Source organism: Haloferax prahovense, from assembly GCF_000723845.1.
GTDB lineage: Archaea > Halobacteriota > Halobacteria > Halobacteriales > Haloferacaceae > Haloferax > Haloferax prahovense.
On the sequence record NZ_LK053000.1, the window covers coordinates 2,012,241 to 2,038,437 of the forward strand.

The 26,197-nt window shown below is 68.3% G+C and carries 26 protein-coding genes; 17 read left to right on the forward strand and 9 right to left on the reverse strand.

Annotated elements, in window-relative coordinates:
- Positions 1 to 2: 2 nt before the first annotated feature.
- Entirely contained in the window at positions 3 to 758 is a 756-nt protein-coding gene (locus BN984_RS10150; RefSeq protein ID WP_049968155.1) for a class I SAM-dependent methyltransferase, read from the forward strand.
- A 70-nt stretch (positions 759 to 828) separates the two neighbouring features.
- Entirely contained in the window at positions 829 to 1,731 is a 903-nt protein-coding gene (locus tag BN984_RS10155; RefSeq protein ID WP_008092221.1) for a glycosyltransferase family 2 protein, read from the forward strand.
- A gap of 6 nt (positions 1,732 to 1,737) precedes the next feature.
- Here the strand turns inward: BN984_RS10155 and BN984_RS10160 are convergent, their stop codons facing one another.
- Positions 1,738 to 2,562 (reverse strand): amidohydrolase family protein, encoded by an 825-nt coding sequence (locus BN984_RS10160; protein ID WP_008092223.1) that lies wholly within the window; start codon positions 2,560 to 2,562, stop codon positions 1,738 to 1,740.
- 174 nt (positions 2,563 to 2,736) lie between these two features.
- On the opposite strand from BN984_RS10160, the gene BN984_RS10165 reads away from it, so the two are divergent.
- The 4 genes from BN984_RS10165 (at position 2,737) to BN984_RS10180 (ending at position 6,975) form a co-directional block, all read left to right on the forward strand.
- On the forward strand, positions 2,737 to 3,387 hold the full coding sequence (locus tag BN984_RS10165; RefSeq protein ID WP_008092224.1) for a helix-turn-helix domain-containing protein: 651 nt from the start codon (positions 2,737 to 2,739) through the stop codon (positions 3,385 to 3,387).
- Between the two features lie 54 nt (positions 3,388 to 3,441).
- On the forward strand, positions 3,442 to 3,723 hold the full coding sequence (locus BN984_RS10170) for a HalOD1 output domain-containing protein (protein WP_004972693.1): 282 nt from the start codon (positions 3,442 to 3,444) through the stop codon (positions 3,721 to 3,723).
- A 192-nt stretch (positions 3,724 to 3,915) separates the two neighbouring features.
- A complete protein-coding gene (thsA, locus tag BN984_RS10175) occupies positions 3,916 to 5,478 on the forward strand; it encodes a thermosome subunit alpha (RefSeq protein WP_008092226.1) in 1,563 nt (520 codons plus the stop codon).
- A 180-nt stretch (positions 5,479 to 5,658) separates the two neighbouring features.
- Entirely contained in the window at positions 5,659 to 6,975 is a 1,317-nt protein-coding gene (locus tag BN984_RS10180; protein ID WP_049968156.1) for an APC family permease, read from the forward strand.
- Between the two features lie 29 nt (positions 6,976 to 7,004).
- Here BN984_RS10180 and BN984_RS10185 read toward each other — a convergent pair whose 3' ends face one another.
- From BN984_RS10185 to BN984_RS10195, 3 genes are read right to left on the reverse strand one after another with little or no spacing between them, the layout of a single operon-like run.
- Positions 7,005 to 7,679: a trimeric intracellular cation channel family protein gene (locus BN984_RS10185; RefSeq protein ID WP_008092230.1), complete on the reverse strand. Its 675-nt coding sequence runs from the start codon at positions 7,677 to 7,679 to the stop codon at positions 7,005 to 7,007.
- On the reverse strand, positions 7,679 to 8,470 hold the full coding sequence (locus BN984_RS10190) for an SAM hydrolase/SAM-dependent halogenase family protein (protein WP_008092231.1): 792 nt from the start codon (positions 8,468 to 8,470) through the stop codon (positions 7,679 to 7,681). Before BN984_RS10190 ends, BN984_RS10185 begins: the two co-directional genes overlap by 1 nt.
- A 1-nt stretch (position 8,471) precedes the next feature.
- Complete coding sequence (locus tag BN984_RS10195; protein ID WP_008092232.1) at positions 8,472 to 9,023, reverse strand: nicotinamide-nucleotide adenylyltransferase; 552 nt, start codon at positions 9,021 to 9,023, stop codon at positions 8,472 to 8,474.
- A 169-nt stretch (positions 9,024 to 9,192) separates the two neighbouring features.
- On the opposite strand from BN984_RS10195, the gene lonB reads away from it, so the two are divergent.
- The 3 genes from lonB (at position 9,193) to BN984_RS10210 (ending at position 12,762) form a co-directional block, all read left to right on the forward strand.
- Positions 9,193 to 11,277 carry an ATP-dependent protease LonB gene (gene lonB, locus BN984_RS10200; RefSeq protein ID WP_008092235.1) on the forward strand — a complete coding sequence of 695 codons (2,085 nt, stop codon included), beginning with the start codon at positions 9,193 to 9,195 and terminating at the stop codon, positions 11,275 to 11,277.
- A gap of 6 nt (positions 11,278 to 11,283) precedes the next feature.
- Positions 11,284 to 12,327 (forward strand): CPBP family intramembrane glutamic endopeptidase, encoded by a 1,044-nt coding sequence (locus BN984_RS10205; RefSeq protein ID WP_008092238.1) that lies wholly within the window; start codon positions 11,284 to 11,286, stop codon positions 12,325 to 12,327.
- A 96-nt stretch (positions 12,328 to 12,423) separates the two neighbouring features.
- Positions 12,424 to 12,762 (forward strand): hypothetical protein, encoded by a 339-nt coding sequence (locus tag BN984_RS10210; RefSeq protein WP_004972673.1) that lies wholly within the window; start codon positions 12,424 to 12,426, stop codon positions 12,760 to 12,762.
- A 68-nt stretch (positions 12,763 to 12,830) separates the two neighbouring features.
- Here the strand turns inward: BN984_RS10210 and BN984_RS10215 are convergent, their stop codons facing one another.
- Positions 12,831 to 13,286, reverse strand: a complete 456-nt coding sequence (locus BN984_RS10215; protein ID WP_049968604.1) for an MGMT family protein — start codon at positions 13,284 to 13,286, stop codon at positions 12,831 to 12,833.
- 157 nt (positions 13,287 to 13,443) lie between these two features.
- Between BN984_RS10215 and trpC the strand changes: the two genes are divergently transcribed.
- The 6 genes from trpC to BN984_RS10245 all read left to right on the forward strand — a co-directional run bounded on the left by trpC (position 13,444) and on the right by BN984_RS10245 (position 19,608).
- On the forward strand, positions 13,444 to 14,199 hold the full coding sequence (gene trpC, locus BN984_RS10220) for an indole-3-glycerol phosphate synthase (protein ID WP_049913376.1): 756 nt from the start codon (positions 13,444 to 13,446) through the stop codon (positions 14,197 to 14,199).
- Positions 14,196 to 15,464 (forward strand): tryptophan synthase subunit beta, encoded by a 1,269-nt coding sequence (gene trpB / locus BN984_RS10225; protein ID WP_008092247.1) that lies wholly within the window; start codon positions 14,196 to 14,198, stop codon positions 15,462 to 15,464. Before trpC ends, trpB begins: the two co-directional genes overlap by 4 nt.
- Positions 15,464 to 16,342 (forward strand): tryptophan synthase subunit alpha, encoded by an 879-nt coding sequence (trpA, locus tag BN984_RS10230; protein WP_008092248.1) that lies wholly within the window; start codon positions 15,464 to 15,466, stop codon positions 16,340 to 16,342. Before trpB ends, trpA begins: the two co-directional genes overlap by 1 nt.
- 24 nt (positions 16,343 to 16,366) lie before the next feature.
- Positions 16,367 to 17,167 carry a 2-amino-3,7-dideoxy-D-threo-hept-6-ulosonate synthase gene (locus BN984_RS10235; RefSeq protein ID WP_049968157.1) on the forward strand — a complete coding sequence of 267 codons (801 nt, stop codon included), beginning with the start codon at positions 16,367 to 16,369 and terminating at the stop codon, positions 17,165 to 17,167.
- Positions 17,168 to 17,255: 88 nt separating this feature from the next.
- Positions 17,256 to 17,666: a methylated-DNA--[protein]-cysteine S-methyltransferase gene (locus BN984_RS10240; RefSeq protein ID WP_008092251.1), complete on the forward strand. Its 411-nt coding sequence runs from the start codon at positions 17,256 to 17,258 to the stop codon at positions 17,664 to 17,666.
- A 763-nt stretch (positions 17,667 to 18,429) separates the two neighbouring features.
- The gene (locus BN984_RS10245; protein WP_004972657.1) at positions 18,430 to 19,608 is read left to right on the forward strand and encodes a 3-dehydroquinate synthase II; all 1,179 of its coding nucleotides are present in this window, start codon (positions 18,430 to 18,432) and stop codon (positions 19,606 to 19,608) included.
- A 46-nt stretch (positions 19,609 to 19,654) separates the two neighbouring features.
- Here BN984_RS10245 and BN984_RS10250 read toward each other — a convergent pair whose 3' ends face one another.
- The 3 genes from BN984_RS10250 to BN984_RS10260 form a co-directional block, all read right to left on the reverse strand.
- Complete coding sequence (locus BN984_RS10250) at positions 19,655 to 20,050, reverse strand: DUF7575 domain-containing protein (RefSeq protein WP_008092253.1); 396 nt, start codon at positions 20,048 to 20,050, stop codon at positions 19,655 to 19,657.
- A gap of 115 nt (positions 20,051 to 20,165) precedes the next feature.
- Positions 20,166 to 21,260: a DNA-methyltransferase gene (locus tag BN984_RS10255; RefSeq protein WP_008092266.1), complete on the reverse strand. Its 1,095-nt coding sequence runs from the start codon at positions 21,258 to 21,260 to the stop codon at positions 20,166 to 20,168.
- Positions 21,261 to 21,458: 198 nt separating this feature from the next.
- Positions 21,459 to 22,466, reverse strand: coding sequence for a transcription initiation factor IIB (locus BN984_RS10260; protein WP_004971221.1), 1,008 nt, complete (start codon positions 22,464 to 22,466; stop codon positions 21,459 to 21,461).
- A gap of 264 nt (positions 22,467 to 22,730) precedes the next feature.
- Between BN984_RS10260 and BN984_RS10265 the strand changes: the two genes are divergently transcribed.
- Together BN984_RS10265 and yjjX are read left to right on the forward strand one after the other, a co-directional pair.
- Positions 22,731 to 23,519 (forward strand): helical backbone metal receptor, encoded by a 789-nt coding sequence (locus BN984_RS10265; protein WP_049968158.1) that lies wholly within the window; start codon positions 22,731 to 22,733, stop codon positions 23,517 to 23,519.
- A gap of 20 nt (positions 23,520 to 23,539) precedes the next feature.
- A complete protein-coding gene (gene yjjX, locus BN984_RS10270) occupies positions 23,540 to 24,061 on the forward strand; it encodes an inosine/xanthosine triphosphatase (RefSeq protein ID WP_049968159.1) in 522 nt (173 codons plus the stop codon).
- A 9-nt stretch (positions 24,062 to 24,070) separates the two neighbouring features.
- Here yjjX and aglD read toward each other — a convergent pair whose 3' ends face one another.
- A complete protein-coding gene (aglD, locus tag BN984_RS10275; RefSeq protein ID WP_049968160.1) occupies positions 24,071 to 25,945 on the reverse strand; it encodes a flippase domain-containing glycosyltransferase AglD in 1,875 nt (624 codons plus the stop codon).
- Positions 25,946 to 26,197 lie beyond the last annotated feature (252 nt).

The window sequence follows — 26,197 nt, forward strand, 5'->3', positions numbered from 1 at the left end:
GCGTGAAAGGAAAGGAGTGGTACCAGGCCGACGAGGTCGCCCAGGAGTACGACTCGAAGCGGTTCTCCAAGGGCGGTCGCCTCATCGACCGGCGAGAGAAGGAGGCGGTCCTCGCGGCGCTCGGCCCCGTCGAGGACAAGAACGTCCTCGAAATCGCCTGCGGGACCGGCCGGTTCACCGTGATGCTCGCCCAGGAGGGGGCGAACGTCGTCGGACTGGACATTTCGCGGGCGATGATGGTACAGGGGCGGGAGAAGGCCCGCAGAGCGGGCGTCGCCGACCGCATCGAGTTCCTCCGCGGCGACGCCGCGCGGCTGCCCTTCCCGGACGACCACTTCGACGCGGTGTTCGCGATGCGGTTTTTCCACCTCGCGGACACCCCGGCGAAGTTCTTAGCCGAAATGGCTCGCGTCTCGAAACAGCAGGTGTTCTTCGACACGTTCAACGACGGGAGCCTCCGAGTGGCCTACAACTGGCTGCTCCCGATGGGGTCGCGGCTCTACTCGGAAGGCGACGTGCGGCGGCTGCTCGGCGACGCCGGACTCGACCTCGCCGACGCGAAACACGACTTCGTCATCCCGTTCGGCTTCTACCGGAAGGTTCCCAACGGCGTCGCACAGCCCTTCCGCTCGCTCGACCTCGCCGTCGGCGACTCGCCGGTCGGCGACGACCTCGCGTCCGTGTCGTACTGGAACGCGCGGGTCGAGTCGGCCGACGAGCAGTCCCGCGCGGCGACTCGGGCGAGCGACGCCGAGTGAGGCGTTCTCACGGCAGAATTTAACACGATTCTCGATTCACATTTAAGTACGTCCACCGCAACTGTCGGGTATGGATCTCTCGGTTGTGCTCCCGACGCTCAACGGTCGGGACCGGCTCGCCACCAGCCTCGACGCGCTGGCCGAGCACGCCCCCGACGCGGAAGTCGTCGTCGTCAACGGCCCCTCCGCCGACGGCACGACCGGGATGGTGAGAGAGCGCGACGACGTGGACGTGCTGGTCGAAATCTCCGACCGCAACCTCAACGTCGCCCGCAACGCCGGCCTCGAAGTCGCCGGCGGCGACGTGGTCGCGCTCCTCCGATACGACCTCTCCGTGGAGTCGTCGTGGCTGTCGGCGCTCGAAGACGGCATCGCCGACGCCGACGTGGTCACCGGGCCGATGCACCAGACGCTCCGCAACGGCATGACGACCGAATCCCTCGAACGGAACGCCATCGGCGGCCGCACGGTGACGTACTTCAACGGCGGCAACGTCGCGTTCCGCCGCGAGATCATCGACGCCCTCGACGGCTTCGACGAGTACCTCCAGACGGGTGGCGCGCGCGACGCGGCGCACCGACTCGCCGGCTTCGACCGCTCCGTCGCGTGGGCTCCCGAGATGTGCGTCCGCCGCGAGTTCGAGGCCGACGGCGGCATCTCCGAACGCGACTGGGGCTGGAAGTACCGCTCTCTGACCTACCGACTCGTGAAGAACTACGGCGTCAGACCCGGGACCGTCAAGCGGACGGCGAAACACGCGATTTCGGACGGCGTCGACGCCGCGCTCGGCGTCGTGAAAGGGGACGTGACACCCTCCGGGTGGGCCGGCACCGGCCGCGACGTGGTCGGTGGTATCGCCACGGGCGTCTCGGACGGATTGGTAGCCCGCGCCCGCGACCGAACCCGCGCCCGCAACCCCCACGGCCGGTCGAAGCGCGCCGACCGCGCCGTCGCCCGGTACGACTGGCGCTGACTCGTTTTACCGCTCTCCGGGGCCGAGCGCCTCGATGACCCGCGCCGCGTTCTTCGAGAACGCCTTCGCCAGCGCGTCCTCCGACACGTCGAGCGTCAGAATCTCCATGACGCCCACGTTCGGGTGGGTCTCGGGCGCGCCGCTGCCGAACAGCACGCGGTCCGGGTGTTCGAGCAGCGCGCGTTCGAGCACGCTCCGATAGCGGACGAAACTCGTGTCGAGGTAGAGGTCGTCGTGGTCGTCGAGGAGGTCGATAGCTTCGTCCATCAGCCCGCGGTCGAGCGGGAAGCCGCCGAAGCTCGACAGGATGACGGGGAACCGACCGAGCAGCGACTCGGCGACGGCGCTCGGCTCGAAGACCTTCCCGCCCTCGACGAAGACGGGAAGCCCGACGTCCTCCAGCATCGCGAGCGTCTCGTCGTCGGGGAGCCCGTCGACCGCCGGCGCGAGCGAGAACCCGTGGAAGCGGTCGTCGTAGGCGTACTGCTCGATGTCGTCGGGGTCGGCGTGCTGGTCTGTCCGCGACGACGTGAGGTTCCGGAGCCGCGCCGAGGCCCGACTGCTCGGGTCGCGCGGGCCGTTGATGCGGGCGAACGCCAGAAACGGCCGGTCGACGCTCATCCGCGCGACCGCGTTGTTCGGACGGAGGTAGCTCCCCTTGACCCGCTGTGCGCCCGGCGAGACGACGGCGCGGACGACGCCCGCCTGATGCAGTTCGCGCTCCAGCCGCTCGGGGCTTATCTCCCGCCCGCGCGCCGCAATCGACTGCTCGTCGGGGTCGAGGCGGGCGTTCACGTCCACGACCCTGAACCCGTGTTCCAACTCCAGCATTGTCGAGTCACTCATCGGTGTCCGCCAAATAGGTTGCAGAATCCGCCGTAGTCGTTTCATCGAGTACACAGTACCGACTCGTTCGTTCAGCGCCGCGTGACGTTCATTCCTTCACGACGGTAGGGAGAGACGCTGAAACGCAGTTTTTTGGCCTACTCCACCTATCGTCCACGCGTGTGCCTCATCGTCGAGGTCGTCGCCCCGCTGTCCGCGCTCCCGTTCGGTCCCGCGGCCGAGGAACACGACGTCGAACTGGAGCTGGAACGGTCCGTCCCGACCGCCTCGCAGGCGGCGTCGTTCGTCTGGGTCCGCGGTCCCGACGCGGGGGCGTTCGGAGAGTCGGCGCGGTCGCTTCCGAGCGTCGACGACCTCACGCTCGTCGAATCCGTCTCGGACCGGGCGCTCTACGGCGTCTCGTGGGACGTCTCTCAGGCTCCGATTTTCGACGCGTTAGTGTCCAGAGACGCGGTTCTCTTAGAGTGTCTCTCGACCGGTGACTCGTGGTGGCTCAAACTCCGCGTCTCCTCGCACCGCGTGCTGACCGAGCTCAGACGCGAGTGGGCGGCCCACGGCATCGACGCCGAGTTCGACCGCATCACGTCCGTCGCGGCCGAGGAAGCGCCGGCGAGCGAGGGACTGACCGACACACAACTCGAAGCCCTGCTCCTCGCGCTCGAACGCGGTTACTTCGACGAGCGACGGGACACGTCGCTCGACGAGCTCGGCACGGAGCTCGGAATCTCGCGGCAGGCGGTCGCGGCCCGCCTCAAACGCGCCTACCGAACGCTCGCAGAGCGGATTCGCGACGAGCGACCCCCACAATAACGGGTTACATAATCAACGCACACCAATAGGTACCCGACTACCCATTCGGACTGTATGGACGACCCGCTCGAAGATGGAGCCGGGTCCGTGGTAACCACCTCCGTCGACCGCTACGACGAGGTGGCGGTCGCCATCGCTTCGGCGGTCGCGACTGCCACGGAACTCAGCCCACTCGAACTCCCGCCGCTCTCGGACATCGGTGTCGACCCCGAAGCGCTCGACGTTCTCTTTCGCCTCTCTCACGACCCGTCTCGAAGGTTCTCGTTTCAGTACGCGGGCTATCTCGTCTCCTTGTTCGGCGACGGAACGCTCACCGTCGACACGCTCGACGAGTAGCGAGGCGCGAACCGGCCGCCGACCGCGGCCCGAACCCCGGAGCGGCCCCCTCCGAACCCCTGCGACGCCCGCCCCGCGCTCGAATTCGAAAACCGTCGCCCTGTCGTGCGATTTCGTAGCTCGCTCTCGCCGAAACGTATTTATAGAACTGCAATCGTTGATAGCGGTTGAGGTTTCAACATGGCTTCACGAATGCAGCAACCGTTATACATTCTCGCAGAGGGGACGAACCGAACGCACGGCCGCTCCGCGCAGGACTCCAACATCCGCGCCGGAAAGGCGGTCGCCGAAGCCGTACGGACCACACTCGGCCCGCGCGGCATGGACAAGATGCTCGTCGACTCCTCGGGCGAGGTCGTCATCACGAACGACGGTGCGACCATCCTCGAGAAGATGGACATCGAGCACCCCGCCGCGCAGATGATCGTCGAAGTCTCCCAGACTCAAGAGGAGGAAGTCGGCGACGGCACGACCACCGCGGCCGTCCTCACCGGCGAACTCCTCGCGCACGCCGAGGACCTCCTCGACGACGACCTCCACCCGACCGTCATCGTCGAGGGCTACACCGAGGCCGCCCGCATCGCCCAGGACGCCATCGACGACATGGTCCTCGACGTGACGCTCGACGACGACCTGCTCCGCAAGGTCGCCGAGTCCTCCATGACCGGCAAGGGCACCGGCGATGTGACCGCCGACGTGCTCGCCAAACACGTCGTCAAGGCGGTCCAGATGGTCCACGGTGACGCCGACGGGGCCTTCCACCGCGACGACGTTCGCGTGCTCACCCGAACGGGCGCGTCCTCCTCGGCGACCGAACTCGTCGAGGGCGTCGTCCTCGACAAGGAACCCGTCAACGAGAACATGCCCCGCGCCGTCTCCGACGCGACCGTCGCGGTCCTCGACATGAAACTCGACGTGCGCAAAGGCGAGGTCGACACCGAGTACAACATCACCTCCGTCGACCAGCTCACCGCGGCCATCGACGCCGAGGACAATGAACTCCGCGGCTACGCGAAGGCCCTCAAGGACGCCGGCGTCGACGTGGTGTTCTGCACCAAGTCCATCGACGACCGCGTTGCGGGCTACCTCGCCGACGCGGGCATCCTCGCGTTCAAGAGCGTGAAGAAGTCCGACGCTCGCGCCCTCGCCCGCGCGACCGGCGCGAAGCGCCTCGGCTCGCTGTCCGACCTCGACGAGTCCGACCTCGGTCACGTCGACTCCGTGAGCATCCGCACCTTCGGCGACGACGACCTCGCGTTCGTCGAGGGCGGCTCGGCGGCGAAGGCCGTCACGCTGTTCCTCCGCGGCGGCACCGAACACGTCGTCGACGAACTCGAACGCGCCATCCAAGACGCGGTCGACGTGGTCGTCGCCGCCATCGACAAGGGCGGAGTCGTCCCCGGCGCGGGCGCGACTGAAATCGCCATCGCCGACCGCATCCGCTCGGAGGCCGCCGGCATCGAGGGCCGCAAGCAACTGGCCGTCGAGGCCTACGCCGACGCCATCGAGGCGCTCCCGCGCACCCTCGCCGAGAACACCGGTATGGACCCCATCGACGCGCTCGTCGACCTCCGCGCCCGCTACGAGAACGAAGGCATCGCCGGTATCATCTCCTCGGGCCGCACCGGCGAAATCGGCGACCCCGTCGAACTCGGCGTCATCGACCCCGTCGCGGTCAAGCGCGAAGCCATCGAGTCCGCGACCGAGGCCGCGACGATGATCGTCCGCATCGACGACGTCATCGCCGCCAAGTAACCGAACCGCTCGCAGACACGCTCCCCCACCGGCGGCGCGTTCCGCCGCCGGGCCACTTCGTGTCGCTTTTTCCGTCTGTCCGCTCTCGAACGGCCGCTCCAGAGCCGTACCGCTGCCGCTGCGCGAGCACCTATCAACTGGTCGCTACGTTCTTCCGTCGCGAGCGTCGAACTGCACCCCATGTCCGACGAAGTCGGACTTCCGGAAGCCGTGTCGATGGCGATTGGTGGAATGGTCGGTGGGGGTATCTTCGCCGTGCTCGGCGTCGTCGCCGGCGCGGCCGGGACCCTCGCGTGGGCGGCGTTCGTCGTCGCCGGCACGCTCGCGGCCTGTGCCGGGTACTCGCTCCTCCGACTGAACAGTCTGTGCGAGTCGCCTCGGTCACCCGTCGGATACGTCGGGAAGTTCACCGACAACACCACGCTCTCGGGCGTCGTGGGATGGACGTTCGTCTTCGGCTACGTCGGGACGATGGCGATGTACGCCTACGCGTTCGGCGGCTACTTCGTCGAACTCACTGGCGTCTCGACGGTCGCGTCGGTCTCGATACAGCCGTTCGTCTCCGCGCTCACCGTCGCCGCGTTCGTAGGCCTCAACGTCTTCGGCGCGCACGCCTCCGGGCGGGCCGAAGACCTCCTCGTCGGACTCAAGGTCGCCATCCTGCTCCTGTTCGGTCTCGGCGGCGTCGCCTACGGCGCGACCCACGGCGGCCTCGGGTTCGGCCTGTCGAACTTCGGTATCGGCCCGCTCGTCGCGGCCGCCGTCTCCTTCGTCGCCTTCGAGGGGTGGGAGCTCCTGCTGTTCGACCAAGAGAACATCGCCGACCCCCGGGAGACGGTCAGAAAAGCGATTTACATCTCCATCGCGGGCGCGACCGCTCTGTACATCCTCGTCGCGCTCGTCACGACCAACCTCGCCGGAATCGACGCCATCCAGCAGCACGCCGAGACCGCGCTCGCGGTCGCGGCCCAGCCGTTCCTCGGACAGGCCGGGTACGTCCTCATCTCGGTCGCGGCGCTGTTCTCCACGGGGAGCGCCATCAACGCCACGCTGTTCAGCTCCGCGCGGCTCTCGAAGCGCCTCGTCGCCGACGACCTGCTCCCGAGTCGGCTCCGCGACGAGTCCACCGACGAACCGATTCGTCCGCTCTTGACGCTCGGGGTGCTCGCCGCCGGGTTCGCCTTCCTCGGAAGTCTGGACGCCATCAGTTCGTTCGCGTCGCTCGCGTTCATCAGCATTTTCGGCGGCCTCTCGCTTCTCGCGTTCCGGGAGCGCGAGAACCTCCAAACGACCGTGATTCCCGCCGTCGGAACCGTCGGCGCGCTCGGCTCCGCGGTCGCGCTCCTGTGGCACCTGTTCGACGCCGAGCGGGGGACGTTCTGGACCGTCCTCGCGCTCGCGGTAGTCGTCGTCGGCGTCGAGGTGCTCTACTTCGAGCGCGAGACCATCGCGGACGAGGTCCAGTCCGCGGAGCGGCGCGTGGAAAACGAACTGTAACGTCTGGTGCGTGGCCTCGGGTTCACCACTCAGACCCGCGGTAACCGCCAGTCGTAGCGGAGCGCGAGCAGCCGAACCGAGAAGACGAGCGCGGCGCACAGCCCCGAGGGGACGCCGGTCGGCGCGCCGACCGCACGGGCGGCGAGGAAGCCGAGGCCGCCGACGACCGCGGGGGTCGCATAGAAGTCGTCGCGGAGGACGACCGGGACGCGCCCGATGAGGATGTCGGCGATGGAGCCCCCGCCGACGGCCGTGATGGTCGCGAGGATGACGACGCCGAACGACGTGACGCCGGCGTCGACGCCGACGAGCGCGCCGGTCGCCGCGAACGCCGACAGCCCGACCGCGTCGGTGGTCAGGAACGCCGGGTGGTCGCGCACGCGGCCCTCTATCGAGTGGATGAGAACGATTGCGAGGCCGACGCCGACGAGCGCGACGCTCATGTCCCACGTCGCCGCGAGCGAGGCTGGCAGTCGGTCGACCAGCACGTCGCGGGTCGTCCCGCCGCCGAGGGCGGTCACGACGCCGAGCACGGAGACGCCGAACACGTCGAGACCGGCCTCGGCGGCCTTGAGTGCCCCGGCGACCGCGAACGCGAGGAGGCCGACGACGTTCATCACCGCGAAGGGGTCGACCTCGGGGACGACGACGGTGACGGGGACGGCGGCGGAACTGAGGCCAGGGACGGAGACGAGAACGCCCATCAGTCGACCCGGAGTTCGACGCGGTCGCCGGGCGCGAGGCCGAACGCCTCGTCGCCGCGGCCGTGGTTCACGTCGCACTCGACGTTGCCGTGGCTGCCGACGGTGAGCAGTCGCTCGCCGCGCGGGACGGCCTCGAAGGTGCGACCGACCGAGACCGACTCGCCGTTTACCGTCGCGCGGCTGCCGGCCGCGTCGCGGACGAACTCGCCCGGGACGTTGGTGATGCAGTTGCCGAAGTCGTCGACGACGAGCACCTCGCCCGTCGCCTCGCGGCCGTCGGCCGAGACGGTCGCCTCGGGGAGGCGGCACTCGGCGAGCGAGTCGACGGGAATCGGTTCGAAGCGGTCGACCGACCCGAGCGCCGACGCGCCCGCGACGTGGGCGTCGGCGGCCGCGGGCGCGAACACGTCCCGTCCGTGGAAGGTCGTCGAATCGGGGTTCGGAACGTCGATTTCGTAGGCTTCGACCGATGCGTCGGCGTCGCCGAGGGCGTCGATCACGCGTCTCGCCGGGGGGCGGAGAACGCCGTTGTCAGGGCCGACGAGAACGTGGTCGCCGACGCGGAAGATGACCGCGCGGCGGTCGGTCCCGACGCCGGGGTCGACCACGACGAGGTGGACCGCGGGCGGGAAGTACGGAAGCGTCTCGCGGAGCCAGAAGGCGGCCGCGCGAACGTCCTGCCGTGGGAGGTCGTGGGCCACGTCCACGAGTCGCGCGTCGGTCCGCGAGAGGACGACGCCCTTCATCGCGGCCGGGTACGCCAGCCCGAAGTCGGACGCGAGCGTAATCATCTCAACAGGGGTTCGGGTCGCGGCTCCCGTCGTCGCCGACGCGCTCCGACCCGTCGGTGGCCGTGACGCGCTGGAGGCGCTCGATACCGTCGATTTCTCGGACCACGTCCGCCACCTCGTCGGGGACGAGCGACTCCCAGTCGCGGTCTTCGATCATGCGCTGGCGGACCTCCGTGCCCTCCAGCACCTCGCGGTTGAACATGGGCGACTGGTGGACCTCGACGCCCGCCTCTTTGAACAGTTGGATGACGAGCGGGTTGTTGGAGTACGCCACCTCGAAGGCGGGGGACATCGACTGGACGTGGCTGACCCACACCGAGTTGCGGTCGAGGTCCTCGATGGGGACCGCGTAGGTCGTGATGTCGAAATCCGAGACGGCCTTGTTGACCATCATGATTCGTTCGCCCGCGGTGAACGGGTTCCGCGGCGAGTGCGAGTCGCCCGCGGACCCGATGCCGAGGACGAGCTCGTCGACCTCGGTGGCAATCTCTTCGACCATTCGGTGGTGGCCGTTGTGGTACGGCTGGAACCGGCCGATGTAGAACCCCCGCATGCATCGGGCGTTAGTCCGGATTACTTATAAATACGCCGAGTCACGAGAATTCCGGTATTCTGGTGGTAGGGCCGTCGAAACGCGAGGTTACGGCAAGGTACGCCGGATGCAACCGGGGAGAAAGTATATCAGTCGCAGGGCCTACGTTAGAAGTAGCGACGACAGTTCTATGAGTAACGATACGAACACCGACGACAGCCTCCACGAGCGGGAGGATTCACCCGACGACGCGCCCTCCGAAGAGGGCATCGACGACGGGGGGACGCTCCAGCACGACGAGGCCGAAGAGGTCGACAAGAAGACGATCGACGACCTCGGGAGCGATGTCGAAATCGACGCCGACGTGGCCGAGAACGTGGACGAGAACGACCTCCTCGGTGGTCTCCGGATAGAGACGACCGACGAGATTCCCGTTCCGGACCGCCTCGTCGACCAAGTCATCGGGCAGGAGCACGCCCGCGACGTCATCATGAAGGCGGCCAAGCAGCGCCGCCACGTCATGATGATCGGCTCCCCGGGGACGGGGAAGTCGATGCTCGCCAAGGCGATGTCCGAGCTTCTCCCCCGCGAGGAGCTGCAGGACGTGCTCGTCTACCACAACCCCGACGACGGCAATCGCCCCAAGGTCCGCACGGTCCCCGCGGGCAAGGGTGACCAAATCGTCGAGGCGCACAAAGAGGAGGCACGCAAGCGCAACCAGATGCGCTCGTTCCTCATGTGGATCATTATCGCGGTCGTGCTGGGCTACTCGCTCATCATCGCCCAGCAGGTCCTGCTCGGCATCCTCGCCGCGGGTATCATCTACCTCGCGTTCCGCTACGGCTCGCGCGGCAGCGACGCGATGATTCCGAACCTCATCGTGAACAACGCGGACCAGAAGTCCGCGCCCTTCCAGGACGCGACGGGTGCCCACGCGGGTGCGCTCCTCGGCGACGTCCGTCACGACCCGTTCCAGTCCGGCGGCATGGAAACGCCCAGCCACGACCGCGTCGAACCCGGCGCGATTCACAAGTCGAACAAGGGCGTCTTGTTCGTCGACGAGATCAACACGCTCGACGTGCGCAGCCAGCAGCACCTGATGACTGCCATCCAGGAGGGCGAGTTCTCCATCACGGGCCAGTCCGAGCGCTCCTCGGGCGCGATGGTCCAGACCGAACCCGTCCCGACGGACTTCATCATGATCGCCGCGGGTAACCTCGACGCGATGGAGAACATGCACCCCGCGCTCCGCTCCCGTATTAAGGGGTACGGGTACGAGGTGTACATGGACGACACCATCGAGGACACCCCCGAGATGCGCCGCAAGTACGCGCGCTTCGTGGCCCAAGAGGTCACCAACGACGGGCGGCTCCCGCACTTCACCGAGGAGGCGGTCGAGGAGCTCATCCTCGAAGCCCGCCGCCGCGCCGGCCGCAAGGGCCACCTCACCCTCGAATTCCGTAACCTCGGCGGCCTCGTCCGCGTCGCTGGCGACATCGCCCGCGGCGAGAACGCCGAGCTGACCACCCGTGACCACGTGCTGCAGGCCAAGCGCCGTGCGCGCTCCATCGAACAGCAGATCGCGGACCAGTACATCGAGCGCCGCAAGGACTACGAGCTCTCGGTCAACGACGGCTTCGTCACCGGCCGCGTCAACGGCCTCGCCGTCATGGGCGAAGACTCTGGTATCATGCTCCCCGTGATGGCCGAAGTCACGCCCTCGCAGGGTCCCGGCCAGGTCATCGCGACCGGCCAGCTCAAGGAGATGGCCGAAGAGTCCGTCCAGAACGTCTCGGCCATCATCAAGAAGTTCTCCAACCAGGACCTCTCGGAGATGGACGTGCACGTGCAGTTCGTCCAGACCGGCCAGCAGGGCGTCGACGGCGACTCCGCGTCCATCACGGTCGCGACCGCCGTCATCTCCGCGCTGGAGGACATCCCCATCGACCAGTCGGTCGCCATGACCGGCTCGCTGTCGGTGCGCGGCGACGTGCTCCCGGTCGGTGGTGTCACCCACAAAATCGAAGCCGCCGCGAAGGCCGGCTGTTCGACGGTCATCATCCCCGCCGCCAACGAGCAGGACGTGATGATCGAAGACGAGTACAAGGAGATGGTCGACATCATCCCCGTCTCGCACATCAGCGAGGTCCTCGACGTCGCCCTCGAAGGCGAACCCGAGAAGGACTCGCTCGTGGACCGCCTCAAGAGCATCACCGGCTCCGCCCTCAACAAGGGCCAGGGCGTCAAGGGCCCCTCCAGCCCCAGCCCGCAGTAACGCCGGATGACCGACTGGGCGGCGTTCGCGGGCTTCACCGGCCTCGTCCTCGCCGTCTTACTCTCTCTCGCACACTTTTCTCGCGGCGTCCCGCACGCGGAGGGGACCGGCTCCGACGCACTCGACGCGCCCGCCGCTCCGGGCGACGGCGCTTCCGATTCCGACTCCCGAGCGACTGCCGCGGACGACTCCGTTCCGACCGCTGCCGAGTCGGACGAGACCGACTGGTCGGCCGAACTCGACACCGTCTCTCTGGCTTCCTTCTCGGTCGACTCGACCGGCGCGTCACCGCGTCCCGAGCCGTCGACGCCCGCGGAGGCCGACGTTGCGGGCGACGCCCACGCTGACGTTGACGCTGGCCCCGAGTCCGACTCCGAACCTGAGTTCGACGCCGACTCCGACCGGGCGACGCCGCCCGGCGTCACCGCGGCCCCCGTTTCGGCCGTCTCGGAGCGCTCGGCGTCCGCCGAGGACCTCCCGCCGCATCTCCTGCTCGCCAACGTCGCGCTCTCGCAGGCCTTTCTCGGCGGCTTTCTCGGCCTCGGCGCGTGGTACGCGGGCGTGCCGGCCGCGGCGCTCGGCCTCTCCGCCGCCGACCTCCCGACGCAACTCGCCGTCGGCGTCGGACTCGGACTCGCGCTCTACGGGGCCAACCGTGTCGGTTCGACGGTCAGCGAGCGGTTCGGCGTCGCGCCCGACGAGGCGGTCCGCGAGTCGTTGACGCCGCGGACGACCGCGGGCTGGGTGTTCCTGTTCGCGGTCGCACTTCCGCTCATCGCCGGCTTCGAGGAACTGCTCTTTCGGGGCGCGCTCGTGGGGGCGGTCGCCGCCGGTTTCGACGTGTCGCCGTGGCTCATGGCGGCAGTGTCGTCGGCCGCCTTCGGCGCGGGTCACGGCGCGCAGGGCCGACTCGGCATCATCGTCACCGGCCTCCTCGGGTTCGTCCTCGCGGCGGCGTTCGTCCTCACCGAGAGCCTGCTGGTCGTGGTCGTCGCCCACTACCTCGTGAACGCGCTGGAGTTCGCCGGCCACGAACTGTTCGGCTGGTAGCGTGCGTCGGACGCGCCGTCGAGTCCCGCCGAACCGCTCGCCGTCGCGGCGGCGACGCGGGGATGCGTTCAAGTGCCCGCATCACGCGTAGCCAGTATGGATATCGACACGCGGCAGTTGACGCAGGCGGGGCTCATCGGCTATCTGGCGCTCGTCGTCGCGGCGTTCGCCACGGGGAACCCGACGCTCCGGCTCGCCGCCGACGCTGCCTTCGGACTGACGGCGATTCTCCTCGGCGTCGTCACGCTCAGGATTCCGGTCGACAGCCGACTCAAGTACGTCGCCGGCGGCGGCTTCGTCCTCGCGGGCATCTCACAGTTCGCCGAACTCGCGACCGGCGTCGGGTCCGTCGGCCTCGCGAGCACGCTGTTCCTCCTCGGCGGCCTGCTCGGCTACCTCGCGCTCCGCCGGGAGACCGACGCGATGCCCTTCTGAACTCCGGCGACTGCGACGATGACCGTGACGATGGCGGCGGTGACCGCGACCGCGACAACGAGCGAAAACTAGATTCCTTCCGACTTCCGGAGCGCTTCGACCACGTCGTCGGGGGCGGCGCTCGGGCCGTCTTTCACGCGGTGGTCGGGGACGACGACCGGAACGGGATTGGCCGCGAGCGCCTCGCGCACGACGCGCTTCGAGTCGTCGTCCTCGGGGTCGAGGCCGGCCATGCGGACGAGCAGGGCCACATCGACCGTCTCGCCCTGCGGGACGTTCCGAAGCGACTCCAGCACGCTCCGCTGGTCGGTCGGGACGGTCAGACCGATAGGGACCGACGAGAGGTCCGTCTCGCCCCGGTCGATGGCGGCCAACACGGCGTCGAGATGCTCGTGGTCCGACTCGGCGTCCGTCGGCAGCGAGTCCGGAAACGAGACGTTGATGACCTTTCCGCTGACCACGCCGACCTGAACCGGGCGGCCGAGCGTGGACGATTCGCGCGCGTAGATTCCCGAGACGGGCATACGTTCGGCTCCCGTCGCCGGACGCTTGACCCTTCCGGCGACGGCGCGGGGTTTCGGGTCCGTCTCCGCGCGCCGCTCGCCCGCGTGCACGCGAGAGACGGTGAGTGTCCCCGCCGGCGCAAGTCTTATGTACATATACGTGCGTTAGTGTACATCAATGAACGCTAGTGGAGACGAATTAGCTCCCGACGTGCGCGCCATCTTGGAGGCCGCGCGGGAGCGACCCGGTGGGGAGACGCGCGTGTCGGTCGACGCGCAGTCGTTCCCCGAGGCCGTGGCCGAAACGGAGGCCGCGGGCCGGGTCCCGGTCATCGCCGAGGTGAAGCCCACGAGTCCGACGACCGAGGGCGTCCGCGAGGACGACCCGGTCGAACTGGCCCGCGAGATGGTCGCCGGCGGCGCGACGGCGCTGTCGGTCCTCACAGAGCCCGAGCACTTCGGCGGCTCGGCCGAGTCGCTGCGGCGCATCCGGGAGGCCGTCGACGTGCCCGTCCTCCGCAAGGACTTCATCATGAACGAGGCCCAACTGGATGTCGTGGAATCCGACCTCGTGCTCCTCATCGCGCGGTTCGTCGGCGAGGACCTCTCCGACCTCGTTGAGGCCGCCCGCGACCGCGGCTTCCAGCCGCTCGTGGAGGTCCACACCCGCGAGGAACTGACGGCGGCGCTCGCGGCCGGAGCCGACATCATCGGCATCAACAACCGCGACCTCGGGAAACTCGAAGTCGACCTCGGCACGTTCGAGGAACTCGCGCCGGAAGCGCCCGACGACGTGCTCCTCGTGGCCGAAAGCGGCGTGAAGTCGGTCGAAGACGCGCGGCGGATGCGCGAGGCCGGTGCCGACGCCCTCCTCGTCGGGACCGCCATCATGGACGGCGACGTACGACAGAACACGGAGACACTCACACAATGAGCGCAGACGGCAAGTTCGGCGACTACGGCGGACAGTACGTTCCCGAGGCCCTCATGCCGGCCATCGAGGAACTGACCGACGCGTACGAGCGGTACGTCCTCGACAACGAGGACGGCTTCATGGACGACTTCCGCGCGCGACTGCGGGACTTCGGCGGGCGGCCGACGCCCCTCCAGCGCGCGGACCGACTCTCCGAGCGCTACGACCGCGAGGTCTACCTCAAGCGCGAGGACCTCCTGCACGGCGGCGCGCACAAGCTCAACAACGCGCTCGGGCAGGTCCTACTGGCGAAGTACATGGGCAAAGAACGCATCATCGCAGAGACCGGCGCGGGCCAGCACGGCACCGCCACGGCGATGGCCTGCGCCCACCTCGATATGCCCTGCGAGATTTACATGGGCGAGCGCGACATCAACCGCCAGCGACCCAACGTCTTCCGGATGAAACTCAACGGCTCGGAGGTGAACCCCGTCACCGTCGGCCGCGGCACGCTCAAGGAGGCCATCTCCGAGACGATGCGCGACTGGGCGACCAACGTCGAAGACACCCACTACGTCATCGGCTCCGTGGTCGGCCCGCACCCGTTCCCGAGCATGGTCCGAGACTTCCAGTCGGTCATCTCCGAGGAGGCCCGCACGCAGGCCAGAGAGAAGTTGGGTCGGCTCCCCGACGCCGTCGTCGCCTGCGCGGGCGGCGGCTCGAACACGATGGGCGCGTTCGCCGAGTTCGTCGACGACGAGGAGACCGCGCTCTACGCCGTCGAGGCCGGCGGCTCGACGCTCGAAGTCGACGAGGAAGCCGGCGTCGCGCCCAACTCGGCGTCGCTCACGACCGGGTCGGAGGGGATTCTCCACGGCGCTCGCACTCGGCTCCTACAGGACCGCGACGGCCAGATTATGGAGTCGCACTCGGTGTCGTCCGGCCTCGACTACGCCGGCGTCGGTCCCGAACTCGCGTATCTCGTGGACACCGGTCGCGTCACCGCCGTCAACGTCGACGACGACGAGGCGCTGACCGCGTTCCACCGGCTCTCGCAGATGGAGGGCATCATCCCCGCGCTGGAGTCGGCCCACGCGTTCGGCTACCTCGAATCGGTCGTCGGTCCCGACGCGCCCGACTCGGCGGAGGCGGACGCCCTCGGCGAGTACGTCGTCGTCAACGTCTCCGGCCGCGGCGACAAGGACCTCGAATCGGCCATCGAGGAGACCTACGAGCGCGACATCGACATCGCGCCGAACATGGACGAGTTCACGGGGGGCCTGTGATGTCGCTCGAAGACGCCTTCGCCGACGGACCGGCGTTCATCCCGTACCTCGCCGCCGGCGACCCCGACTACGAGTCCTCGCTGAAATACGTCGAGGCGCTCGAACGCGGCGGCGCGGATATCATCGAACTCGGGCTTCCGTTCTCGGAGCCCATCGCTGAGGGACCGACTATCCAGAACGCGGTCGTTCGGTCGCTCGAAGGCGGCATGACGCCGACGCGCTTCTTCGAGTTCGTCGAGGACCTCGACGTGTCGGTGCCGCTGGTCTGCATGACCTACTACAACCTCATCTACCGCTACGGAGATGACCCCGGCCCGCGGCCGTTCGTCGAGAAGGCGGCCGAGGTTGGAATCGAGGGCTTCGTCGTTCCCGACCTGCCGGCCGAGGAGGCCGGCCCGCTCCGCGAGGCCTGCGACGAGTTCGGCCTCGACCTCGTCTTCATCGTCGCGCCGACGACCCGCGGCGAGCGCCTCGACCGCATGATGGAACAGGTCTCGGGCTACGTCTACGTGCAGGCGCGCCTCGGCACGACGGGCGCGCAGTCGAGCGTCTCCGACCAGACCGGCTCGTCGCTCGAACGACTCGCCGACTACGACGTGCCCAAGGCGGTCGGCTTCGGTATCAGCAGCGGCGACCACGCAGAGCGCATCGTCGCGAGCGGCGCTGACGGCATCATCGTCGGCAGCGCGCTCGTGGACATCGTTGCCGAAGGAACTTCGGCAGCCCGTCAGACTGCGTCTGACGACGTCGCCGACGGCCACGAGAACGGCGACGACGCCGAGACGGTCGCCGACCGCCTCGAAACGCTCGCCCGCGAGTTGAAAGAAGGTGCAGTGGCTGGCGCCTCGCAACGCCCACCGCATCCGGAACGCACATAACTGCTCTGCCACCCTTTCTCATACATGAACACAGACATCGGACTCTCCGCACGACTCGAACGCATCTCCACAGACGGGCGATACCTCATCGTCCCGATGGACCACGGCATCACCCTCGGCCCGGTCACGGGCCTCGTCGACATCGAATCCACCATCGACGGCATCACGCGCGGCGGCGCTGACGCCGTCCTCACGCACAAGGGCACGGCCCCGCGCGTCCACCCGAACAAAAACGGCAAAGGATACATCGTCCACGTCAACGGCTCGACCGTCATCGGCCCGGACGAAAACGACAAGCGACTCACCGGTACCGTCGAAGACGCCCTCCGCGTCGGTGCCGACGCCGTCTCCTTCCACATCAACGTCGGCTCGAACTACGAGCCCGACCAGATGACCCAGCTCGCCGACCTCTGTTCCCGCGCCGCCGACTTCGGCGTGCCCGTCCTCGCGATGTCCTACGCCCGCGGCCCCGGCATCGACGAACAGGACCCCGAGGCGCTCGCCCACGCCGTTCGCCTCGCCGAGGAAGTCGGTGCCGACGTGGTGAAGACGGCCTACAGCGGCGACGCAGACTCCTTCGGCCGCGTCGTCGAGGCCACGCGCCTGCCGGTCGTCATCGCCGGCGGGAGCCGCGGTACCGACCGCGAGACGGTCGAGATGGTCCGCGGCACGATGGACGCCGGCGCGGCCGGCGTCTCGATGGGCCGTTCCATCTTCCAACACGAGAACCCCGGAGCCATCACCCGCGCCGTGAGCGCCGTCATCCACGACGACGCCGACGCCGATACGGCCCTCGAACGCGCCGGCCTCGGTATCGAAGCGTAACGCGGCCCTCTTCGGACGACGTTTCTGTTTTCGGCTTCCTTCGGCATCCAGCCTACAGATAGATACCCGCCGAGCGCGAACCCCGAGCATGCGCGTCACGATGTGGGAGTTCGCGGTCGCCGTGGACGAACGACTTCTCGGATGTTCGACCGACTCGCTCCGAACACAGCTCGCCGAGTACGAACGCGGGGAGCGCCGCGAGTTCGACGCGGACGTTCGGTTTCCCGACTCGTTCACCGGCGAGGTGATGCGCGTCATGGCGTCGATTCCGTACGGCGAGACGCGAACCTACGGCGAGGTCGCGGCCGAACTCGACAGCCACGCGGTCGCCGTCGGCCAGGCCTGCGGGCGGAACCCGGTCCCGCTCGTCGTCCCGTGTCACCGCGTCGTCGGAGCGGACTCCCTCGGCGGCTTCTCCGCCGCTGGCGGCGTCGAACTGAAGCGCGCGCTCCTCGACCACGAGCGCGGCGCAGTCCAGACGGGGCTTGACGCGTTCTGACTGATTTTATATCGCCGTAACTGGTTTATCGGGCTTCGATTTGGTCGGGAAACGCCGCGCGCGGGTAGTATTTCTCGACGACTCTCGGTCGAACCCAACACAGTTCGACTTCCCCGGCGCTCGCCGAACGGTCCAACGGATTCGGGCCCGCATTCGATTGCTCCGTCTTTCTGCGTCGGCGACGGCGTACCGTTCCCGAAACGCGACCTGCGTCACCGGTCCTCTGTCGATGACGGCGACGGACGACGGACGTGCGTCTTTCCCACTTACCCCCGGAGTTTCGTGCGGAATGTCGGGTGGTGCGTGTACGGTTCCGACCTATTCTGTGTCTGTGAGTCAGTACCGCGACAGCCCGGTCGAACTCGTCTCCCAACCCGTCGGAGGTTCGGGCATCACAATCGGTTTGACCGCGAAATTTCGTTCCGAACTGCGTCTCAGTCATCGTCCTATCAGAGCGGGTTTTGGACTCGACACCCCCGGTCGAAGTCTTCGATTCGACCGCGGGAGTTACCCTCCGAACTCGGCCGTAACCACCGTGTGCTCTACGAACCCGTTTTCCGGACCCAACAGCCCGAAGTCTCGGGTTCGCGTCAGCGCGTTCGAATCGGTCGTTCAACCTCGAAGTTGGGACCGGATACCTAAAATAAATCGTATAGCGCGATATAGAATTGGCGGGGTGCGGCCGCACCGACCCGCCGGGACCCGTTCGCCGTCCGTTGATTCATTCGCCACGTTCAAGCCCACCCACCGAGTGAAGTCGATAATGACACGAAGCGTCTGGCTCAAAGCCGACGACGCGGTCGGCGACTGGGAGACGCGGAAGCGACGCATCACGGCCGGACTGGAAGCCGGCGTCGACTGGGTTCTCGTCGACGAGGCCGACGTCGAGAAGGTGCGCGAACTCGGCGACGTCAACATCGCCGCGTTTCGGACCGACGCCGACGTCCACGTGATGGAAGCGGAAGAAGACGACGCGGACCCCGAGGCGCTCGCCGACGCCTACATCGTCGGCAAGGACGGCGAGGGCGACGCGACCGTCGAACTCCCCTCCGACTTCTCCGGTTCTGCCGACTTGACGACGCTCCGCCGCGGCGACGACCTCGCAAACGGGTCGTACGTCCGCATCCTGAGTAAGGACTACGAGGCGTTCGCCGAGGAGGCCGCTCGCGACGGCGACTACACTATCGTCATCGGTGAGGACTGGACCATCATCCCGCTGGAGAACCTCATCGCCCGCATCGGCGACGAGACCGACCTTATCGCTGGCGTCACGACCGCCGAGGAGGCCAAAACCGCCTTCGAGACGCTCGAACTCGGCTCCGACGGCGTCCTCCTCGACAGCGACGACCCCGACGAGATTCGAAAGACCGTCGAGGTCCGCGACGAGGCCGAACGCGAGTCGCTCGACCTCGTCTGGGCCGAGGTCACGGAGGTCGAACGCACGGGCATGGCCGACCGCGTCTGCGTCGACACGGGCACCATCATGGACCACGACGAGGGGATGCTCGTCGGCTCGATGGCTCGCGGCCTTTTCTTTGTCCACGCCGAGACGGCGAAATCCCCGTACGTCGCGTCTCGGCCGTTCAGGGTCAACGCCGGCGCGGTCCACGCCTACGCGCGGACTCCCGACGGCGGCACCGTCTACCTCTCCGAACTCGAAAGCGGCGACGAGGTGCAGCTCATCGACACGAACGGGAACACCCGCGAGGCCATCGTCGGGCGCGTGAAGATAGAAAAGCGACCGATGTTCCGAATCTCCGCCGACTACGAGGGCGACCGCGTCACCACGCTCCTGCAGAACGCCGAGACCATCAAGGTTCACACCCGCGAGGGACGAACCGCGGTCACGGACCTCGAACCCGGCGACGAGATGCTCATCTACTACGAGGACACGGCTCGCCACTTCGGCGAGGCCGTCGAAGAGAGCATCATCGAGAAGTAATTCCGGAGAACCGTTTTTTCGAGGCGGGCCGCCGACGGGAGCGCCTTTATGTTTCGACCGTGTACCATTCGAGTTCCGTCGCACACCACGGACAGAAGTCGAGGTTTCGGTCGAGTTCGCCGCCGCAGACCGGACAGGTCGGCTCGCCGTTCGCGTTGCGGCCGCGGGGGCGAATCCCGACGCGGTAGGCGTCGAGCGCGCTCAGGAACAGCAGTCCGAGGACGGGAATCAGCACCTCTCTCGGAACCGAGTCCACGGTCACGGTCGCCGGGTCGGCGAACGTCGAGAGCAACACCAGCCCCGCGCCGACGACGAAGGTGAACCACGCAATCGCACGTCGCCACTCGCGGAGGTAGACGTGGCCCGCCCCGGCGATTCCGAGCGAGGCACCAACCACGCCGACGAGGGCTGCGACGAACGCGCGACGACGAGCATCGGGCATTGTTCGTTGGCGTCGTCGTCCGCACTCTTAAACGTCTGGATTATCGGATAGTCAGTCAACCGAACCGAATCCTGACCGTACGCGTTCGAACACCCCTGATTAGAGCGTTTCGAGGTTAGTCGGTCGTCTGCGCGTCTTCCGAAGTCGGCGGCGTTCCCGCGGCGTTGGCTGCCCCGGGTCCGTCGTGCGGTTCGTGTTCGACGACGAACTCGCGGTCCGACCCGTCGGCCGACGCCTCGACCGACGACACGCGGTACAGACGGATGCGACGCTCCTGTTTCGTCACGACCGGGAAGTCGTAGTGCTCGGCGTCGTGGCCGGGGCGCTCGTCGCGGTCGGCGACGAACTCCCGGTGGTCGTCGAGCCGGCGTTCGACCTCCGCGCGCGAGCGTTCCGGGAGGTCGTCGAGCCGCGTTTCGAACCCGGAGACGAGGTCGGCGTCGAGGTCGTAGCCGACCGAGTTTCGGCCCGCGAGCATGGCCGCGAGCGTCGTCGTCCCGGTCCCGGCGAAGGGGTCGAAGACGGTGTCGCCGTAGACGGAGTACATCCGAATCAGCCGGAGCGGAAGCTCGACGGGGAACGCCGCCGAGCGCTCTCTAGTGCCCGAATCGAGGCGCTGGTCGGTTCCGCCGAACTCCCAGAGGTCGGAGAACCAGCGGTTTCGCTCCTCCCAGAAGAAGGCGCTCTCGTAGCGCCGGTCGTCGCCCGGCGGGAACGACCGCGCTTCGCCCTTGCGGACCACAAGCACGTACTCGTGTTCGAGCGTGACGTAGGCGTTCGTCGGAAGCGTTCCCGACCCCATGAACTTCGTCAGACTGTTGGTCGGCTTGCGCCAGACGGCGTCCGGAAGCGGCGTCAGCCCGCGCTCGCCGAGCGCGGTGAGCACGCGGGCGTGGTTGGGGTACTGGCGAAACGACCCGTCGAGGCTCCGGGTCGCGTCGCCGACGTTCACGCAAGCCAGCCCGCCGGGGGCGAGCACGCGGGCCACCTCGTCCCAGACGGCGTCGAGCTGCTCGTGCATCGCCTCGAACGCCGCGTCGCCGTCGCCCTCGTCGAGCGCCGCCGCGATGGCGTCGTCGCGCGCCGAAAAGAGGTCGTCCCACATCTCTATCATGGGGTACGGCGGCGACGTGACGACGAGGTTCACGCTCTCGTCGGCGAGTCCGGTGTCGGCGGCGTCGCCCACCGTGAGGGCGTGAGTCGTGCGCATCGTACGGACGTGTTCGCCCCGAAACAAAACCCTTCGCCTCGGTACGGAGCCGGTCGGTCCCGCGTCGCGGTCCGCGCGGTTCGAAGCTCCGGCCGGCCACTCGTCCCGACCAGCGCCGCCGCTGATGAGCGAATAACCGAAAATCGAGTCGTCTCGTCCGATTCGAACCGCCGTCCGGCGCGGTCGTCCGGCGCGTGCTCAGACGAGGCCGAGGTTCTCCTCGGCTTCGAGGAGCTCGTGGTAGCGGTTGCGGATGGTGACCTCGGAGATGTCGGCCACGTCGCTGACGGCGGCCTGCGTGGTCTTCTCGTTGGTGAGGAGGGCGGCGGCGTAGACGGCGGCGGCGGCCAGGCCGACCGGCGACTTACCCGAGTGGACGCCCTTTTCCTTGGCGTTCTTCAGGAGTTGGCGCGCGCGCATCTTCGACTCGTCGGAGAGGCCGAGTTCGCTGGCGAACCGCGGGACGTACTGCTCGGGGTCGGCGGGCTTGACCTCCAGCGAGAGTTCGCGGGCGATGTAGCGGTAGGTGCGGGCGACCTCGCTCTTCTCGACGCGCGAGACCTCTGCGATTTCGTCGAGCGAGCGCGGGACGCCGGCCATGCGGGCGGCGGCGTAGGTACACGACGTGGCGACGCCCTCGATGGAGCGGCCGGGCAGGAGGTCGTCGTCGAGCGCGCGGCGGTAGATGACCGACGCCGTCTCGCGGACGTTCTCGGGCAGGCCGAGCGCGGAGGCCATGCGGTCGATTTCGCCGAGCGCCTGCTTGAGGTTGCGCTCTTTGGAGTCGCGGGTGCGGAACCGCTCGTTCCACTTACGGAGCCGCTGCATCTTCTGGCGCTGGCGCGCGCCGAGGGAGTTCCCGTACGCGTCGCGGTCGCGCCAGTCGATGTTCGTCGACAGGCCCTTGTCGTGCATCGTGTTGGTCGTCGGCGCGCCGACGCGGGACTTCTCGTCTTTCTCGCGGGCGTCGAACGCGCGCCACTCGGGGCCGCGGTCGACGGAGTCCGCGGTCACGACGAGGCCGCAGTCGTTACAGACGGTCTCACCGTGTTCGTCGTCGGTGACGACGTGACCGCCACACTCGGGACACTGCAGCGTGTCGCCCTTCGTGTCTTCCTGTTCGGTTTCGGCCTCCTGTCGGCCGTTCTGCGTGTTTCGTTCCTGCTCCTGTGCGCCGGGGTTTCGGGTCCAGATTCGTTCACTCATGGATACGACGGCGGGTGCTCCGGGAGGGGGTGGTTAGAGGCGGCTAGAACCCGGATGCTGTCCGTAACACCAGCAACCGCAGACGACCGCATAAATGGTTTGGTATCGCTTTCGGCCAGCGGCGTCGTTTGTACGTGTGAGACGGTCACACGGACAATTGAGGTTCGTGAGGGATTCGGCGATTCACCGGTCACTCAGCGGCGGCTTCTCGCCGACCGTGACGCGATACATACTTTTCTCGAAGGGGCGTTGCCACGACTACGCATGGCCGCCCACCCCCGCGTCGTCTCGCTCGCGCCGAGCGCGACGGCCATCCTCGATGCCGCCGGTCTCGACGCTCACGTCGTCGGGGCGACCGTTCACTCGCCGACCGACAAGCCGGTCGTCGGCGGCTGGCTGAACCCAGATTTCGACCGAGTCGACGAACTCGACGCCGACGCCGTCTGCACCTGCGACGACCTCCAGTCGGACGTCGCGGCGGCGGCCCGCGACCGCGGCTACGACGTGTTCCACGTCGCGCCCGCGACGCTCGCCGAGGTGTTCGACTCGTTTCCCGTCGTCTGCGACGCCGCGGGCGACGCCAGCGCCGGCGCGACGCTCGCCGAGGACTGCCGCGACCACCTCGCCCGCGTCGCCGACGCGGTCGCCGACCGCGACCACTCGACCGTCTACTGCGAGGAGTGGGCCGACCCGCCGATGGCCGCCGGCAACTGGGTCCCCGACCTCGTCCGCGCCGCCGGCGGCTCTGCCCCGTTCGTTGCGCCCGGCGAGCGGTCCGCCGAAGTCGACCCCGAGACCGTCGCGGCCGCCGACCCCGACCACGTGGTTCTCCACCCCTGCGGGAAGGGCGAACGCGGCGACCCCGAGGCGTTCGAGGCCCGCGGGTGGAACCTCGACGCCGCGGTCCACGCCGTCGACGACTCGCTTCTCAATCAGCCGAGCCCCGCCGTCGTCTCCGGCGTCGACCGCCTCGCGAGACTGCTGCACCCCGACGCCGACCTCCCCGAGCCGTGGGCGGGCACGACCGCGACCGAATCCGACGAAGGGAAATAACCGGGCGACGCGCTATCGACATGGACATCGCGGTCGGAAGCGGCAACCCGGTGAAGCGGCGCGCGGTCGAACGAACCTGCCCCGACGCCTCCGTGGCGGCGGTCGCCGTCGACTCCGGCGTCTCCGAACAGCCGACGGGAAACGACGAGACCATCGCGGGCGCGGTCACCCGCGCGAAACGAGCCCTCGACGCGGGCGACTACGACTTCGGCGTCGGCATCGAAGGCGGCGTCGCGACCTTCCCGGCCGGCGACGGCACCGACGGGCGGGACACGTATCTCGTGATGTGGGCGGCCGTGACCGACGGCGAGCGCGTCGGTCGCGCGGCGGGCCCGAGCCTTGCGCTCCCCGACCGCATCGCGGACCGCATCGACGCGGGCGAGGAACTCGGGCCGGTGATGGACGACGTGCTCGGCACCGACGACATCGCGAAAAACGAGGGCGCGGCCGGCGTGTTCACCGGCGGCCGGCTCACCCGAACCGACGCGCTCGAATCGGCCGTGACGGGCGCGTTCGCGCCCTTCCGGTGTGAACTGTACTGAGTCGCTCCGTTACTCCGACTCGGCGAGTTCGTGCTCGCGGTCGCGCACGTCGGCGCTCTCTTCGACCGCGGTCGTCAACGAGACGTTGAGCGACAGCATCGACGCGACGCCGCCGACGATGGTGACGGCGTTTTTGACGGCGTGGTCGAGGACCGCCGCGGCGAGCGCGGCGGCGGGCGTAATCGGCGCGAGGGCGGCCATGAACACCGTGAAGGCGATTTCGTAGAGGCCGACGCCGCCGGGCGAGAGCGGAAGCACCTTCGCGAGGTTGCCGACGCTCACGGCGAAAAACGAGACGCCGACGAGGACGACGGGGTCGATGTCGACGCCGAGCGCGAGCAGGACGACGACGGCTGTCACCACGTCGACGGTCCAGATGGCGAGGCTCGTCAGGCCGACGCGGCCGAAGGCGGCGCGGTTGCCGGCGACCGCCTGCAGGTCGGAGACGAACTGCTCGATGACGCCCGCGACGAGTTCGACGTAGGAGTCCGACGAGAACCGGCCGACGAACGCCCGGACGACGTTCCGGTCCGCGCGGGCCGACAGCGCGATACCGATGACGCCGAGGATGGCGACGACGCCGACGCCGGTGGCGACGTAGGCGACGGTGCGCACGTCGTCGGCGGACACGTCGACCGAGCCGCCGCTCACGCCGGTCGCCAGCACCGTGGCGATGTCATCGAGGCCGCCGGTGGCCGCGAGGCCGACGAGGACGACGCCCGCGAGCCCCGCGATGGTGAGCAGGTCGAAGACGCGCTCGACCGCGAGCGACGCGAAGCCCGAGGGATACGGGATGTTCCGGCGCGCCTTCACGACGTAGGCGCGCACGGCGTCGCCCGCGCGGGCGGGGAACACGAGGTTCCCGGTCTGACTGATGAATATCGCCCCCGTGAGGAACCCCGCCTTCTCGCGGTAGCCGAGTTCGGCGAGGATGTCGCGGTAGCGAATCCCCCGGAGCGGCCACGAGACGACGTAGATTATCGCGGCCGCCGCGACGAGCGCGGGGTCGGCGTCGCCGAGGACCGTGATGACTTCCGAGGGGTCGATGTAGAGCGTCATCAGCGCGAGCGCGAGGACGGTCAAAAGCAGGCCGGCGACGATGGTCACCCGGCGGGTGATGCGGGGCCGGACCGTGAGCTGCCACCACGTCCGGAGAATCTGGCTTCCCATCCCGAGGATGTCGCGGACGAGGTCGACTTTCGTGTCGCCTTTCGGCTCCCAGTCGACGGGGAACTCGGCGACCCGAAAGCCCGCGCGCTGGGCGCGGACGAGCATCTCCGTGTCCCAAAACCAGTGGTTGTCCTCTACGTCGTCGCGGAGCGCCTCGAACGCCTCGCGGCTGAACGCCTTGAAGCCGCACTGGTGGTCGCGGAGGTCCGAGCGGAGAAACAGGCGGACGAGGCCGTTGTAGGCGCGACTCGGCACGCCGCGTTTCCGCGGACGGTCGGCGACGCGGTCGGGCATCCAGCGCGACCCGGTCGCGGCGTCGTACTCGCCGGAGCGGACGCGCTCGACCAGCTCTTCGAGGTGTCGCATGTCCGTGGCGAGGTCCGTGTCGAAGTAGACGAGCGTGTCGCCGCGTGCGGCCTCGAAGGCGCGTTCGAGCGCGCCGCCGCGACCGAGGCGGTCGTCGCTGTGGTAGTGGCGAATCCGGTCGTCCTCGGCGGCCAACCGGTCGGCTATCTCCGGCGTCTCGTCGTCGCAGCCGTCTTCGGCCACGATGACTTCGAAGGCGTCGGCGGGGAGGAACGATTCGAGCGTCTCGACGGTGACGCGGACCGTGTTCTCGATGGTCCGCGCCTCGTTGTAGGCGGGGAGGACGACGCTCACTTCGACGCCGGCCGCGGTCGCGGCGGCCGGGCGTCGTTCTGTCGGGCGACCCATTGTCGTCGTATGGCCGCTATCCGCGTATGAATTTTCTGTCTTGGAACAGATACGGTCCGTGAGACGGACAGTTCGGAACGTTCGGGTGTTCGACGGCCGCTTCGATGCGCCCCGGCGCGCCCCCGCCCCGACGCGCTCCGATGCGTCCGGCCTGTTCCCTCGTTGGTGTGTCCGGGCCGCGTGGGTGTTAGGCGACTGTACCTGCGACGGCTCGGTGGAGCCGTCCGGACGGCTCGTTTTCGGTTGAAATCG